This is a genomic window from Pseudomonas entomophila (assembly GCF_023277925.1).
Taxonomy (GTDB): Bacteria; Pseudomonadota; Gammaproteobacteria; order Pseudomonadales; family Pseudomonadaceae; genus Aquipseudomonas; species Aquipseudomonas entomophila_D.
This window is the reverse complement of sequence record NZ_CP063832.1, coordinates 627143-640328: the sequence shown is the minus strand read 5'-3', so window position 1 is coordinate 640328 and position 13186 is coordinate 627143. Positions and strand designations below refer to the sequence as shown.

The following is a 13186-nucleotide window of genomic DNA, read 5'->3' as shown; positions in this document are numbered from 1 at the left end:
CAGCGGCCTTGTGGCCGGAAACCTTTGGAAATGGTGCTTGGGGCTAATGTGGGGGCAGCCTTGGGAAATTACAAGCGCAGTGTCCATGAAATGCAGAAAGGGGCCCGAAGGCCCCTTTGCTGGTTGCTGCACCCCTGCCCGATCAGGCGTCGGGGGCGGCCTTGGCCTGCGGCTCGCTGTTCTCGTAGATCAGCAGCGGCTGCGAGGTCCCTTCGATGACGCTTTCGTCGATCACCACCTTGCTGACTTCCTTCTGCGAAGGAATTTCGTACATGGTGTCGAGCAGCACGCCTTCGAGGATGGAACGCAGGCCACGGGCGCCGGTCTTGCGCTCCAGAGCCTTGCGTGCCACGGCCTTGAGCGCATCGCTGCGGAACTCGAGGTCGACGCTTTCCATCTCGAACAGCTTGGCATACTGCTTGGTCAGCGCGTTCTTCGGCTCGGTGAGGATCTGCATCAGTGCAGCCTCATCCAGCTCGTCCAGCGTGGCCAGTACAGGCAGGCGACCGACGAACTCGGGGATCAGGCCGAACTTGACCAGATCGTCCGGCTCGACTTCACGCAGCGACTCGCCAACCTTCTTGCCTTCTTCCTTGCTACGCACTTCAGCACTGAAACCGATGCCACCTTTGGTGGAACGGTTCTGGATGACTTTCTCCAGGCCAGAGAAGGCGCCACCGCAAATGAACAGGATGTTGCGGGTATCGACCTGCAGGAATTCCTGTTGCGGGTGCTTGCGGCCACCTTGTGGTGGTACGGAAGCGACGGTGCCTTCGATCAGCTTCAGCAGTGCCTGCTGCACGCCCTCGCCCGAGACGTCACGGGTGATGGACGGGTTGTCCGACTTGCGCGAGATCTTGTCGATCTCATCGATGTAGACGATGCCCATCTGGGCCTTTTCCACGTCGTAGTCGCACTTTTGCAGCAGTTTCTGAATGATGTTCTCGACGTCCTCGCCCACATAACCCGCTTCGGTCAGTGTCGTGGCGTCGGCAATGGTGAACGGCACGTTCAGCAGGCGCGCGAGCGTCTCGGCGAGCAACGTCTTGCCCGAGCCGGTCGGCCCGATCAGCAGGATGTTGCTTTTGCCAAGTTCGACTTCGTCGCCCTTCTTGTCACGCTGGTTCAGGCGCTTGTAGTGGTTGTACACCGCTACGGCCAGGACCTTTTTCGCGCGCTCCTGGCCAATGACGTACTGGTCCAGGATGCCGCTGATTTCTTTCGGCGAGGGTAATTTATGCGCATTGCTCTCGGCCTGGGCTTCCTGCACCTCCTCACGGATGATGTCGTTGCACAGGTCGACGCACTCGTCGCAGATAAATACCGAGGGGCCGGCAATCAACTTGCGTACTTCGTGCTGGCTTTTGCCGCAGAAGGAGCAATAGAGCAATTTGCCGTTGTCCTCGCCATTACGGGTGTCAGTCATTCGATCGATCCAATCCGGTAGGCTTGAAACACAAGATGAAGGCAATCGCTGGCTTTTTCAAGTCCGCGGGCGGGCACAATCCGTGCCGGCCCGCTCTGGCGCATTGCTTCAGGATGCCAGTTGCCGCTTGTCGTAGACCGAGTCGATCAGGCCGTACTCGGCCGCGCGCGCAGCGCTCATGAAGTTGTCACGTTCGGTATCGCGCTTGATGGTCTCCAGCGACTGGCCGGTATGGTGGGCCAGCAGCTCGTTCAAGCGCGCCTTGATGTTGAGGATTTCCTGGGCGTGGATCTCGATGTCGGTCGCCTGGCCCTGGAAGCCACCCAGCGGCTGGTGAATCATCACCCGCGAGTTGGGCAGGCAGTGGCGCTTGCCGGCGGCACCGGCCGCCAGCAGGAAGGCGCCCATGCTGCAGGCCTGGCCGATGCAGATGGTCGAGACGTCCGGCTTGATGAACTGCATGGTGTCGTAGATCGACATGCCGGCAGTCACCGAGCCGCCCGGCGAGTTGATATACAGATGGATATCCTTGTCCGGGTTTTCCGCCTCAAGGAACAGCAGTTGCGCCACCACCAGGTTGGCCATGTAGTCTTCTACGGGGCCAACCAGGAAGATCACCCGCTCCTTCAAGAGGCGCGAGTAGATGTCATAGGCGCGTTCGCCACGGGCGGACTGCTCGATAACCATCGGGACCAGGCCGCCTGCGGCCTGGATGTCAGAGCTCTGCTGAATATAAGAATTGCGGGACATGTCCTGCACTCACTCCCAAATAGTCATGGCTTGAATACGCACAAGCCAGCGCGAAGGCTGGCTTGTGGGGTTCCTACGAGAGAAGCCTTATCACTCAGCGGCGGCAGGTGCCTGTGCTGGCTTGACAGCTTCTTCGTACGAGACCGATTTGTCGGTCACAGTCGCTTTCTGCAGCACAGTATCTACAACTTGTTCTTCCAGTACAACCGAACGGACTTCGTTCAGTTGCTGGTCGTTCTTGTAGTACCAGGCAACGACCTGCTCAGGCTCTTGATAAGCCGAGGCCATTTCCTCGATCACCTTGCGAACTTCGGCTTCATCAGGCTTCAGTTCGAACTGCTTGACCACTTCGGCCACGATCAGGCCCAGCACGACACGGCGCTTGGCTTGCTCTTCGAACAGTTCGGCCGGCAGTTGCTCAGGCTTGATGTTGCCACCGAACTGCTGAACAGCCTGCACGCGCAGACGGTTGACTTCGTTTTCCAGCAGGGCTTTCGGGACTTCGATCGGGTTGGCAGCCAGCAGACCGTCCATGACCTGGTTCTTGACCTTGGCCTTGATGGCCTGGCGCAGTTCACGCTCCATGTTCTTGCGAACTTCGGCGCGGAAACCTTCCAGCGAAGATTCCTTGATGCCGAACTGGGCGAAGAAGGCTTCGTTCAGCTCAGGCAGCACAGGAGCGGAAACGCTGTTCACAGTAATGGTGAACTCAGCGGCTTTGCCAGCCAGGTCCAGGTTCTGGTAGTCCTCTGGGAAGGTCACGTTGACCACGCGCTCTTCGCCAGCCTTGGCGCCGACCAGGCCGTCTTCAAAGCCTGGGATCATGCGGCCGGAGCCCAGCACCAGCTGAGTACCCTTGGCCGAACCACCGGCGAAGGCTTCACCGTCGATCTTGCCAACGAAGTCGATGTTGACCTGGTCGTCGTTCTGCGCGGCGCGCTCGACGGCCTCGAAACGGGTGTTCTGCTTGCGCAGGACTTCCAGCATGTTGTCCAGGTCGGCGTCAGCCACTTCGGCGCTCAGGCGCTCGACGGCGATCGACTCGAAACCGGCAACGGTGAATTCAGGGAAGACTTCGAAGATGGCGACGAACTCCAGGTCCTTGCCCTTCTCGAACGACTTCGGCTCAACGGCAGGAGCACCGGCCGGGTTCAGCTTCTGCTCGACGATGGCTTCGTAGAAGGAAGCCTGGACCAGGTCACCGAAAGCCTCTTGACGGGCGTCGGCTTCGAAACGCTGGCGGATCACGCTCATCGGCACCTTGCCCGGACGGAAGCCGGCAACCTTGGCGCGCTTGGCAGTCTGCTGCAGACGCTTGTTGACTTCGTTCTCGACGCGCTCGGCCGGAACGGCGATGGTCATGCGGCGCTCGAGAGCAGAAGTGTTTTCAACAGAAACTTGCATGGATATTCCTCGTTGCACAGACGTTAGCCGGCGATAGCCCGACTCCAGAATCAAGGGCGAACATTCTAGTGACTCATACAGCAGAAGTCACGCCACCTGGAGGGTCGGCACACCACGCCGGTCGAATTCATTGAAAGGCCCGCCCGCGTGGCGTCGAGCCGTTCGTTATCAGGGTCGCACCGACCATTGGAGGGCGCGCGACTGTAAAACCTTGTCAAACAAACCACAGCCAGCCGATATGCGGCCTGTTTTCGGAATTTCAAGAGCATTTGCCTGGAAGCCGGCATGTACTCGCCGAATACCTTGCAGCGCGCTTCAGGCCGAGCGCCGCCCTCCCCCAACAAAACGACCCTATTGCGGATCGATTTCATTGAACTGGCAATACTCTTCCCACTCCATCCCCAGCGCCTCGGCCACCTCTCGATGGGTTTCCAGGCGCATGGCCTGCAGCTGCTGCGGCGACTCGGCGATCAGTTGCAGCGCATACTCCCAGGGCTCGACACCCTGCTCCTGCGCCGCATCCTCGAACGCCCATTCGACCTGCTGAGCCTGCTCGCGCGCATCCAGCTCGCGGATCTCCTCGAGCAATTGCGGATGGGCTTCGGCAAAACGTTGCAATGCCAGGGCCTGGCGAGCTTCTTTGGCAATCATCGGTATTTCCCCTGCCGGCTCCAGGCCGGTATTTCAACCGGCTGAAATCTATCAGCTTTCAGGCTGCCGCCACCAGAGGAAGCACTGCCGACCCACGCAAAGAGCGCCAGATTGACGAAACGCCCGCGCAGGAATCAGACGAAACTGACGTTGTGACGCTGCGCACCGTAGACCACGCGCGCTGCAGTGATCAACTGATGAGGGATTTCAACGTAAGGCACGTCCGAGTTTGCCAGCGCCATGTCCAGCAGCTGAACCATGACCGAATTACGGCGCACCAGGATCACATCAGACCAATCGGTATTAGTCATCGCCACAGGAATGAAATCAGAACGCTTCATGAAGCTACCCAGGGCTTCCAGCACACCCAGGTTCTGCTTGGTGCCGTTAACGCTATGGCAGCAATCGTTGAGCATCATCACGCCATCCGGGCCGACCAGCTCCTGGTAGTACATAAGGTCGCGCAGGACGAACTCGTATTGGTGACTGGCATCGACGTAAACCACGTCAAACTGCTCGATACCCGTTTGCTGGCGCACCTTGTCGATGGCACCGATGGTGTCGGAGCGAATCACCGTCACATCGGACAGATGAGCAACATTACTCAGGCACTCCTGATAGAGCTTCTCCCAGGTGGCATCATCATGCAGCGAGCCACCATAGTAGTACTCGTACTCGTCCACCGGAGAAACCCATGGCGGCAGCTGATCGAAGGGGCTGTAAGCCTCATTGGACAGTTTGCTCCAGCTGTCGATCAGCACCATGCGCTCCGGCGCCAGTGCCTCGTGCAACTTGATCGCATTCCCCCCACGCAGAACACCCAGCTCGGCCACTACCGGGCGCTTTTCCAGCGCATTGAATACCGCACCGAGCAGGTGATACATGTTTTCCCGATACGCGTTACAGACTTTCATGGACTTTCCTTATTTTCAGAGGATGGCCACGCCCATGACGACACACCACGGACGCACGCACAATGACCAACCCCTAGCAAGAAACCGACCAGTTCCAACCCGCCACCCGCAACCCTTGCGACGCCTGCGCTCAACGCCCCCAGCAACACAATTGCGAGATGCACGACGCCAGCGAAATGACGCTCGCGCCAGAAATCCGCCCCACCTGACCAACGCCGCAAAAACGAAAAATGCCGCGTTAGCGGCATTGTTCATAAGGGACAAATACAAAAAAGGCGCCCGATCAAAGAATCGAAGCGCCTTTTGAAATATGGGGTGGACGATGGGAATCGAACCCACGACAACTGGAATCACAATCCAGCGCTCTACCAACTGAGCTACGCCCACCATAGTGCAATATTGCGGTACAGCCTTAGAGAAACATGGTGCGGACGAAGAGACTCGAACTCTTACAGCTTGCGCCGCTGGAACCTAAATCCAGTGTGTCTACCAATTTCACCACGTCCGCATGAAACTCAAAAACAAAGGCGCCGGATCATTCAATCGAGGCGCCCCTGCAAAATCTGGGGTGGACGATGGGAATCGAACCCACGACAACCGGAATCACAATCCGGCGCTCTACCAACTGAGCTACGCCCACCATATTGCGGTACTGCTTACTTGCCCAGGCCTTAATGGCGCACCCGGCAGGACTCGAACCTGCGACCATCCGCTTAGAAGGCGGATGCTCTATCCAGCTGAGCTACGGGCGCTTAAGCTTACAGTCAAGCCGAACAAACCAACCGCTTATTCTGCTCGACCTTGCCAACCCGTGCCAGGCAGTGCCCGACAAGTGCGGCGAATCTTATAGACGGCCCCGCAGGGCGTCAACATTTTTTTCAAAAAAATATAATTTATTGAAGGGCTTAGGGAATTTGCCCGACCATCCGCCTTTGCCCTCGGGCCGTCTCGTGAGAGAATGCCGCCTTCTTCATGTTCCCTTCTCGATGGTTAATCACGCGTCTATGACTGCACACCTTATCGATGGCAAGGCGATCGCCGCCAACCTGCGCCAGCAGATCGCCCAACGTGTCGCCGAGCGCCGCCAGCAGGGCCTGCGCACACCAGGCCTGGCGGTGATCCTGGTCGGTACCGATCCGGCCTCCCAAGTCTATGTCTCGCACAAGCGCAAGGACTGCGAAGAAGTCGGCTTCATCTCGCAAGCGTTCGACCTGCCCAGCGATACCACGCAGCAAGCCCTGACCGACCTGATCGACCGCCTCAACGACGACCCGGCCGTCGACGGCATCCTGCTGCAGTTGCCGCTGCCGGCACACCTGGATGCCTCGCTGCTGCTCGAGCGCATCCGCCCGGATAAAGACGTCGACGGTTTCCACCCGTACAACATCGGTCGCCTGGCCCAGCGTATTCCCCTGCTGCGCCCCTGCACCCCGAAAGGCATCATGACCCTGCTGGAAAGCACCGGCCAGGACCTGTACGGCATGAACGCAGTGATCGTCGGCGCCTCGAACATCGTCGGGCGGCCGATGGCCATGGAGCTGCTGCTGGCCGGCTGCACCGTGACTGTCTGCCACCGCTTCACCAAGGACCTGGCCGGCCATGTCGGCCGTGCCGACCTGGTGGTGGTCGCCGCCGGCAAGCCAGGCCTGGTCAAGGGTGAGTGGGTCAAGGAAGGCGCCATCGTCATCGACGTCGGCATCAACCGCCAGGAAGACGGCAAGCTGGTGGGCGACGTGGTCTACGAGACCGCCTTGCCCCGCGCGGGCTGGATCACCCCGGTACCGGGCGGCGTGGGCCCGATGACCCGTGCATGCCTGCTGGAGAACACCTTGTATGCCGCTGAAGAGCTGCATAAGTAAGTTGCTCCGGCAATAAATGAAACGGCGCCCTTCCAGGCGCCGTTTTTGTTTGCACGTCACCCTGCAGGAACCAGCCTTGCTGGCGAAAAGAACGCCACGGCGCATGGTACCGGCTGCGCCGGTGTTTGCCGGTAAAGCCGGCCCCCACGAGGGGGCAACCGATTCGGCTGGCTGCCGCCCTATTTCAGCTGGTTCCGGCTGCCACTCATTCACGCTTCAGCCGGGATCTTTTACCGATCCCCCCGACAATGGTCACACAGCCCACCCGTGGATGCGTGCCCAATGCAAACAACAAATACCGTCCTCATGATTCGCCCCGCGCGGTTCACCTTCAACCCGGACACCGCGCTCAACAACCGTTTCCAGCAAGCGCCACTGGACCCAGCGATGGCCAGCGAGAAGGCCCTGGAGGAATTCGACGGCTACGTCGAAACCCTGCGCCTGCATGGTGTCGAGGTGCTGGTGGTGCAGGATACGCCCGAGCCGCACACGCCGGACTCGATCTTCCCCAACAACTGGTGGAGCAGTCACGCCGATGGCAGCCTGGTGCTCTACCCGATGGAAGGCCACAACCGTCGCCTGGAGCGCGACAAGGGTGCCTTGCGCGTGCTGGAGGAGCGTTTTGCCATCCAGCGCACCGTCGACCTGAGCTCGCTGGAACAGCAGAATCTGTTTCTCGAAGGCACCGGCAGCATGGTTCTCGACCGCGAGCACCGCATCAGCTATGCCTGCCACTCTGGCCGCACCCACGAACACGCCCTGCGCCAGTTCGCCGAACAGCTCGACTACCGCCTGTGCCTGTTCCACGCCGTCGACCGTCAGCACGCCCCGATCTACCACAGCAACGTGATGATGAACGTCGGCCGCCAGTTGGCCGCTGCCTGCCTCGACGCCCTGCCCCACGCCAAGGAACGCCGCACTCTCGAACAATCGCTGCGCGATACCGGCAAACAGGTCCTGGCGTTGACCTTCGAACAGTTGGAGAACTTCGCCGGCAACATGCTCGAAGTCCACGACCGCGATGGCCGCTCGCTACTGGTGATGTCACGCAGCGCCTGGCGCTCGCTGGATGCGCGGCAACGCCGCCAGGTGGAGCAGCACAGCCATCCCGTGGTGGTGAATATCGACCATATCGAACGCATCGGTGGCGGCAGTGCGCGCTGCATGCTCGCCGAAGTCCACCTGCCCTCGCGCCACTGACTTGAAAAGGAGCCTCATCATGACCCGTTATATCGATGTGCAAGACCTTGCCCACCTGGTCAACCGCAAGGGCCTGCCCACCTGCCTGGAAGAGATGGCCGAGTACATTCGCCAGGATTACCTGCGCTGGCACGGCTTCGAGAAGTGCGCGCGCCTGGCCAACCACTCGCCCGACGGGGTGATCGAGCTGATGCCGGTGTCCGACGCCAACCTGTACGCCTTCAAGTACGTCAACGGGCATCCGAAGAACACCCAGAATGGCCTGCTCACGGTAATGGCCTTCGGCGCCCTGGGCGATGTCGACACCGGCACGCCGGTGCTGCTCAGCGAGATGACCCTGACCACCGCGATCCGCACCGCCGCCACCTCGGCCTTGGCCGCCCGCTACCTGGCGCGCCCGGACAGCAAGCGCATGGCGCTGATCGGCAACGGCTCGCAAAGCGAATTCCAGGCGATCGCCTTCCACACGATGCTGGGCATCGACGAGATTCGCCTGTTCGACATCGACCGCGCGGCGAGCGAGAAACTGGCCGCCAACCTGGCCGGCTATGCGCAACTGAAGTTGACCATCGCTGCCAGCGTGGCCGAAGCGGTGCGCGGCGCCGACATCGTCACCACGGTGACCGCCGACAAGGCCTACGCCACCATCCTCACCCCGGGGATGATCGAGCCAGGCATGCACCTCAATGCGGTCGGTGGCGACTGCCCGGGCAAGACCGAGCTGCACCGCGACATCGTCGAGCATGCGCGGGTGATCGTCGAGTACGAACCGCAGAGCCGTATCGAGGGCGAGATCCAGCAGATGCCAAGCGACTCGCCAACCACCGAATTCTGGGAAGTCGTCGAAGGGAGTGCCGCAGGACGTGAAAGCGCGGGGCAGGTCACGCTGTTCGACTCGGTCGGCTTCGCCCTTGAGGACTACGCGGCGCTGCGTTATGTGCTGGATGTGGCCCGGGCGATGGATATCGGGCATGAGATCGCACTGGTGCCAGCGCTTGAGAACCCCAAGGACCTGTTCGCCTTGCTGCAGCCCGCCTCGGCACGGGTCAAGGCCAGCGCAGCCTGATTGCGCTTTGTAGGTGCTGTTTTAGCCGCCTGGCACCCGCTGTACGGGTGATCGCGGCTGAAGCCGCTACAGGGTGCGCTCAACTCGCGGAATCGGCTGTCGCACTTCCATAAAACTTTGTCGGAACAGCCGATTCCGCTGCCACGAGGAGCCTAACAGCCGATTCCGGCACCCAGTGCGCTAGTAAACGACACAAAAAACCTGTCTATCTCGCGCATCCTGAGCCCGACCCATGAGTCACCGACGGACCTACACGCGGTAATCGCCCTACTACCAATAACAACACCCAGGGACCCAAGACCATGCTCTCCATGCGAAAACGCCTCGGCGTGCTGCTGTTCTCGCTGTGTGCCACCACCGTTTCCCACGCCAAGGAATGGACCGAGATCCGCTTTGGTGTCTACCCCGAATATCCCCCCTTCGAATCCGTTGCCGCCGATGGCAGCCTGCAAGGCTTCGACATCGAACTGGGCAACGCCATCTGCTTGAAATTGCAGGTCAAATGCACCTGGGTTCACAACGAATTCGATGGCATGATCCCCGCCCTGCGTGCACGCAAGTTCGACGCCATCATGTCGTCGATGGCGGTTACTCCGGCGCGCCTGAAACAAATCGACTTCACCCACAAACTGTTCCTCAGCCCGACCTCGGTGATCGTGCGCAAGTCGGCTGATTTCGGCGACACGGTCGAATCACTCAAGGGCAAGCAGGTCGGCGTGCTGCAGGGCTCGCTGCAGGAAGCCTACGCCCGCGCCGTGCTGGCGCCGCTGGGCGCGCAGGTCAAGGCCTACCAGGCCCAGGACCAGAACTACGCCGACCTGATGAACGGGCGCCTCGACGCCACCGTCACCGACAAGCTCGAGGCCCAGCTCAACTTCCTCTCCAAGCCTGAAGGCGCCGACTTCAAGAGCGGCCCGGCGATCAAGGACCCGACCCTGCCGCTGGATATCGCCATGGGCCTGCGCAAGACCGACCCGGAGCTCAAGGCCCTGCTCGACAAGGGTATCGCCATGATCCATGCCGATGGCACCTACGCCGAGATCCAGAAGAAGTATGTCGGCGACCTGGACATCTACAACGAGTGACCCGGCAGGCTGCCCGCCTCCCTGTGGGAGCGGGCTTGCCCCGCGATAGCCTCCCCGCGAGATTCCGCCCATGCACGATTTCCTCTCAAGCGGCCTGCAAGGCTTCGGCCCGCTGCTGGCCCAAGGCACCTGGATGACGATCAAGCTGGCCTTGTTGTCGCTGGCCTTGAGCCTGTTGCTCGGCCTGCTCGGCGCCAGCGCCAAGCTGTCCCGCTCCCCCCTGCTGCGCGTACCGGCCACCCTCTACACCACGCTGATCCGCAGCGTTCCCGACCTGGTACTGATCCTGCTGATCTTCTACAGCATGCAGATCTGGCTCAACGACCTGACCGAGGCGCTGGGCTGGGACTATGTGGAGATCGACCCATTCGGCGCCGGCGTGATCACCCTCGGCTTCATCTATGGCGCCTACTTCACCGAGAACTTCCGTGGCGCCATCCTCAGCGTGCCGGCCGGCCAGCTGGAGGCGGCCACCGCCTATGGCCTGAGCCGTGCCCAGCGCTTTCGCCTGGTGTTGTTCCCGCAATTGATGCGCTTCGCCCTGCCGGGGCTGGGCAACAACTGGCTGGTGCTGCTCAAGTCCACCGCACTGGTCTCGATCATCGGCCTGGCCGACTTGGTCAAGGCCGCGCAGAACGCTGGCAAGACCACCAACGACGTGCTGTTCTTCCTGAGCCTGGCGGGGCTGGTCTACCTGCTCATCACCACCCTCTCCAACCGCCTGTTCAAGCACCTTGAGCGGCGCTACAACATCGGCATCAAGGAGCTGGCGCGATGATCGAACTCCTTCAGGAATACGGCCTGGCCTACCTGTACAGCGATGGCAACGGCCTGTCGGGGCTGGCCATGACCCTCTGGCTGTTCGTCGCCAGCATGGTCCTGGGCCTGGCCCTCTCGCTGCCCCTGGCCCTGGCCCGGGCATCGCGCAACGCCTGGCTGCGCTTGCCTGTGCAGCTGTATACGTTCGTGTTCCGCGGCACGCCGCTCTATATCCAGTTGCTGATCTGCTACACCGGCCTCTATAGCCTTCAGGTGGTGCGCGAGCATGCCCTGCTCGACCAGTTCTTCCGTAACGCGCTCAACTGCACGTTGCTGGCGTTCGTGCTCAACACCTGCGCCTACACCGTGGAGATCTTCGCCGGGGCCATCCGCAACCTGCCGGCCGGTGAGCTGGAGGCAGCCCAGGCTTATGGCCTGAGGGGCTGGAAGCTCAACCTGTTCCTGGTGCTGCCCGCCGCCCTGCGCCGCTCGCTACCGGCCTACAGCAACGAACTGATCCTGATGCTGCATGCTACCTCGCTGGCCTTCACCGCCACCGTCGCGGACATCCTCAAGGTGGCCCGCGACGCCAATGCCGCGACCTTCCTGACCTTCCAGGCCTTTGGTGTGGCCGCCCTGCTGTACATGCTGCTGTCCTTCGCCCTGGTCGGCCTGTTCCGGCTGGCCGAGCGCCGCTGGATGCGCTTCCTTGTCCCTGCCCGAGGCTGATTTCATGACTGCTACCGCACTGCCACTCACCACCTTCGAACAGGCCCCAGCAGCGCACCCCCATGCCGGCGCCATCAAGCTCAGCGTCGAGGGCCTGCACAAGCACTACGGCGAGCACCAGGTGCTCAAGGGCGTCTCGCTGCAGGCGCGCAAGGGCGACGTGATCAGCCTGATCGGCGCCAGCGGCTCGGGCAAGAGCACCTTCCTGCGCTGCATCAACTTCCTCGAGCAGCCCGACGCCGGCAGCATTACCCTCGATGGCCAGACATTGGAGATCCATCCCGGTACCCGCACCCCGCCACCGGCCCAGTTGCAGAACCTGCGCACGCGCCTGGCGATGGTGTTCCAGCACTTCAACCTGTGGAGCCACCTCACGGTGCTGGAGAACATCTGCCTGGCGCCGCGCAAGGTACTGGGCGTCAGTGCCAGCGAAGCCGAGGCGCGTGCCCGCAAGTACCTGGACAAAGTCGGCCTACCGGCGCGCGCCGCCGAGCAGTACCCGGCGTTCCTCTCCGGTGGCCAGCAACAACGCGTGGCCATTGCCCGGGCGCTGGCCATGGAGCCGGAGATCATCCTCTTCGACGAACCCACCTCGGCCCTCGACCCAGAGCTGGTCGGCGAAGTGCTAAAGGTGATACAGACGCTCGCCGAGGAAGGACGTACCATGCTCATGGTCACCCATGAAATGGGGTTCGCCCGCCAGGTGTCGAGCCAGGTGCTGTTCCTGCACCAGGGCCTGGTCGAAGAGCACGGCAGCGCCGAGATCCTCGACCGGCCCCAGAGCGAGCGCCTGCGGCAGTTCCTCTCCAACCGCCTCAAGTGAAGTCACGCCGCATATGGATACCAAGGCCACTAGCCCCGCCGCCGCATCGCTGGATCGCATCGATGAAGCCATCATCGACGTGCTGCGCCACCAAGGAAGGATCACCTATGAAAAACTCTCCACCCTCGTGCACCTGACGCCCAGGCCTTGCCTGGAGCGGGTGCGCAAGCTGGAACGACGCGGCGTTATCCGCGGCTATGGGGCGATCATCGACCTGCAACAGGTCTCGCCCGGCCTGTCGTTGCTGGTGCTGGTGGCGCTGTCCAACCAGAGCGGGCGCTCCGCGCAGAAGGCCTTCGAAGCCACCGTGCGGGCTTGCCCGCAGGTGTACGAATGCCAACTGATCAGCGGCCATTTCGACTACAGCCTGCGCATGCGCTGCCGCGACATGGAGCATTACCGGGTACTGACCGAGACCTGGATGAACAACGACGAGTTGCACATCGACAAGCTGGTCGCCCATCCGGAGCTGGCGGCGGTCAAAAGCATGGCGCCCCTGGCCTGAACCACCACGCCGCCC

General features: G+C 61.5%; 13 protein-coding genes and 4 tRNA genes. 8 read left to right on the top strand and 9 right to left on the bottom strand.

The genetic code is table 11. From position 1 onward, the window contains the following. Window positions 1-142: 142 nt before the first annotated feature. The 9 genes from clpX to IM733_RS02810 all read right to left on the bottom strand — a co-directional run bounded on the left by clpX (window position 143) and on the right by IM733_RS02810 (window position 5897). Entirely contained in the window at window positions 143-1426 is a 1284-nt protein-coding gene (gene clpX / locus IM733_RS02850) for an ATP-dependent Clp protease ATP-binding subunit ClpX (RefSeq protein ID WP_044487893.1), read from the bottom strand. Window positions 1427-1534: 108 nt separating this feature from the next. Beyond that, complete coding sequence (gene clpP, locus IM733_RS02845) at window positions 1535-2176, bottom strand: ATP-dependent Clp endopeptidase proteolytic subunit ClpP (RefSeq protein ID WP_011533114.1); 642 nt, start codon at window positions 2174-2176, stop codon at window positions 1535-1537. Window positions 2177-2266: 90 nt separating this feature from the next. Then, window positions 2267-3580: a trigger factor gene (gene tig / locus IM733_RS02840; protein WP_248919443.1), complete on the bottom strand. Its 1314-nt coding sequence runs from the start codon at window positions 3578-3580 to the stop codon at window positions 2267-2269. A 351-nt stretch (window positions 3581-3931) separates the two neighbouring features. Further along, the gene (locus IM733_RS02835; RefSeq protein ID WP_248919442.1) at window positions 3932-4231 is read right to left on the bottom strand and encodes a DUF6388 family protein; all 300 of its coding nucleotides are present in this window, start codon (window positions 4229-4231) and stop codon (window positions 3932-3934) included. Between the two features lie 134 nt (window positions 4232-4365). Next, window positions 4366-5145, bottom strand: a complete 780-nt coding sequence (locus tag IM733_RS02830) for a class I SAM-dependent methyltransferase (RefSeq protein ID WP_240064990.1) — start codon at window positions 5143-5145, stop codon at window positions 4366-4368. A gap of 311 nt (window positions 5146-5456) precedes the next feature. After that, window positions 5457-5532, bottom strand: a tRNA-His gene (locus IM733_RS02825). Between the two features lie 36 nt (window positions 5533-5568). Continuing rightward, window positions 5569-5653 (bottom strand) — tRNA-Leu (locus tag IM733_RS02820). A gap of 56 nt (window positions 5654-5709) precedes the next feature. Continuing rightward, window positions 5710-5785, bottom strand: a tRNA-His gene (locus tag IM733_RS02815). Between the two features lie 35 nt (window positions 5786-5820). Further along, window positions 5821-5897: transfer RNA gene (locus IM733_RS02810), tRNA-Arg, on the bottom strand. Between the two features lie 252 nt (window positions 5898-6149). Between IM733_RS02810 and folD the strand changes: the two genes are divergently transcribed. The 8 genes from folD (at window position 6150) to IM733_RS02770 (ending at window position 13171) form a co-directional block, all read left to right on the top strand. Further along, window positions 6150-7004, top strand: coding sequence for a bifunctional methylenetetrahydrofolate dehydrogenase/methenyltetrahydrofolate cyclohydrolase FolD (gene folD / locus IM733_RS02805; RefSeq protein WP_011533109.1), 855 nt, complete (start codon window positions 6150-6152; stop codon window positions 7002-7004). 282 nt (window positions 7005-7286) lie between these two features. Next, window positions 7287-8204, top strand: a complete 918-nt coding sequence (ctlX, locus tag IM733_RS02800) for a citrulline utilization hydrolase CtlX (protein ID WP_248919441.1) — start codon at window positions 7287-7289, stop codon at window positions 8202-8204. Between the two features lie 19 nt (window positions 8205-8223). Then, window positions 8224-9270, top strand: coding sequence for an ornithine cyclodeaminase (locus IM733_RS02795; RefSeq protein ID WP_248919440.1), 1047 nt, complete (start codon window positions 8224-8226; stop codon window positions 9268-9270). Window positions 9271-9572: 302 nt separating this feature from the next. Then, window positions 9573-10355 carry an ABC transporter substrate-binding protein gene (locus IM733_RS02790; RefSeq protein WP_432760390.1) on the top strand — a complete coding sequence of 261 codons (783 nt, stop codon included), beginning with the start codon at window positions 9573-9575 and terminating at the stop codon, window positions 10353-10355. A gap of 70 nt (window positions 10356-10425) precedes the next feature. Then, window positions 10426-11133 (top strand): ABC transporter permease, encoded by a 708-nt coding sequence (locus IM733_RS02785; protein ID WP_248919438.1) that lies wholly within the window; start codon window positions 10426-10428, stop codon window positions 11131-11133. Continuing rightward, window positions 11130-11843, top strand: a complete 714-nt coding sequence (gene hisM / locus IM733_RS02780) for a histidine ABC transporter permease HisM (RefSeq protein ID WP_248919437.1) — start codon at window positions 11130-11132, stop codon at window positions 11841-11843. Before IM733_RS02785 ends, hisM begins: the two co-directional genes overlap by 4 nt. A gap of 4 nt (window positions 11844-11847) precedes the next feature. Then, window positions 11848-12666 (top strand): ABC transporter ATP-binding protein, encoded by an 819-nt coding sequence (locus IM733_RS02775; RefSeq protein WP_248919436.1) that lies wholly within the window; start codon window positions 11848-11850, stop codon window positions 12664-12666. Window positions 12667-12679: 13 nt separating this feature from the next. Then, window positions 12680-13171, top strand: coding sequence for an Lrp/AsnC family transcriptional regulator (locus IM733_RS02770; protein ID WP_248919435.1), 492 nt, complete (start codon window positions 12680-12682; stop codon window positions 13169-13171). Window positions 13172-13186: the final 15 nt, after the last annotated feature.

What these genes read in the sequence shown, in the direction of transcription:
- IM733_RS02835 (WP_248919442.1), bottom strand. Translation starts at nt 4,231, where the DNA reads ATGATTGCCAAAGAAGCTCGCCAGGCCCTGGCATTGCAACGTTTTGCC.
- tig (WP_248919443.1), bottom strand. Translation starts at nt 3,580, where the DNA reads ATGCAAGTTTCTGTTGAAAACACTTCTGCTCTCGAGCGCCGCATGACC.
- folD (WP_011533109.1), top strand. Translation starts at nt 6,150, where the DNA reads ATGACTGCACACCTTATCGATGGCAAGGCGATCGCCGCCAACCTGCGC.
- IM733_RS02830 (WP_240064990.1), bottom strand. Translation starts at nt 5,145, where the DNA reads ATGAAAGTCTGTAACGCGTATCGGGAAAACATGTATCACCTGCTCGGT.
- IM733_RS02775 (WP_248919436.1), top strand. Translation starts at nt 11,848, where the DNA reads ATGACTGCTACCGCACTGCCACTCACCACCTTCGAACAGGCCCCAGCA.
- hisM (WP_248919437.1), top strand. Translation starts at nt 11,130, where the DNA reads ATGATCGAACTCCTTCAGGAATACGGCCTGGCCTACCTGTACAGCGAT.
- clpX (WP_044487893.1), bottom strand. Translation starts at nt 1,426, where the DNA reads ATGACTGACACCCGTAATGGCGAGGACAACGGCAAATTGCTCTATTGC.
- IM733_RS02790 (WP_432760390.1), top strand. Translation starts at nt 9,573, where the DNA reads ATGCTCTCCATGCGAAAACGCCTCGGCGTGCTGCTGTTCTCGCTGTGT.
- IM733_RS02785 (WP_248919438.1), top strand. Translation starts at nt 10,426, where the DNA reads ATGCACGATTTCCTCTCAAGCGGCCTGCAAGGCTTCGGCCCGCTGCTG.
- IM733_RS02795 (WP_248919440.1), top strand. Translation starts at nt 8,224, where the DNA reads ATGACCCGTTATATCGATGTGCAAGACCTTGCCCACCTGGTCAACCGC.
- IM733_RS02770 (WP_248919435.1), top strand. Translation starts at nt 12,680, where the DNA reads ATGGATACCAAGGCCACTAGCCCCGCCGCCGCATCGCTGGATCGCATC.
- clpP (WP_011533114.1), bottom strand. Translation starts at nt 2,176, where the DNA reads ATGTCCCGCAATTCTTATATTCAGCAGAGCTCTGACATCCAGGCCGCA.
- ctlX (WP_248919441.1), top strand. Translation starts at nt 7,287, where the DNA reads ATGCAAACAACAAATACCGTCCTCATGATTCGCCCCGCGCGGTTCACC.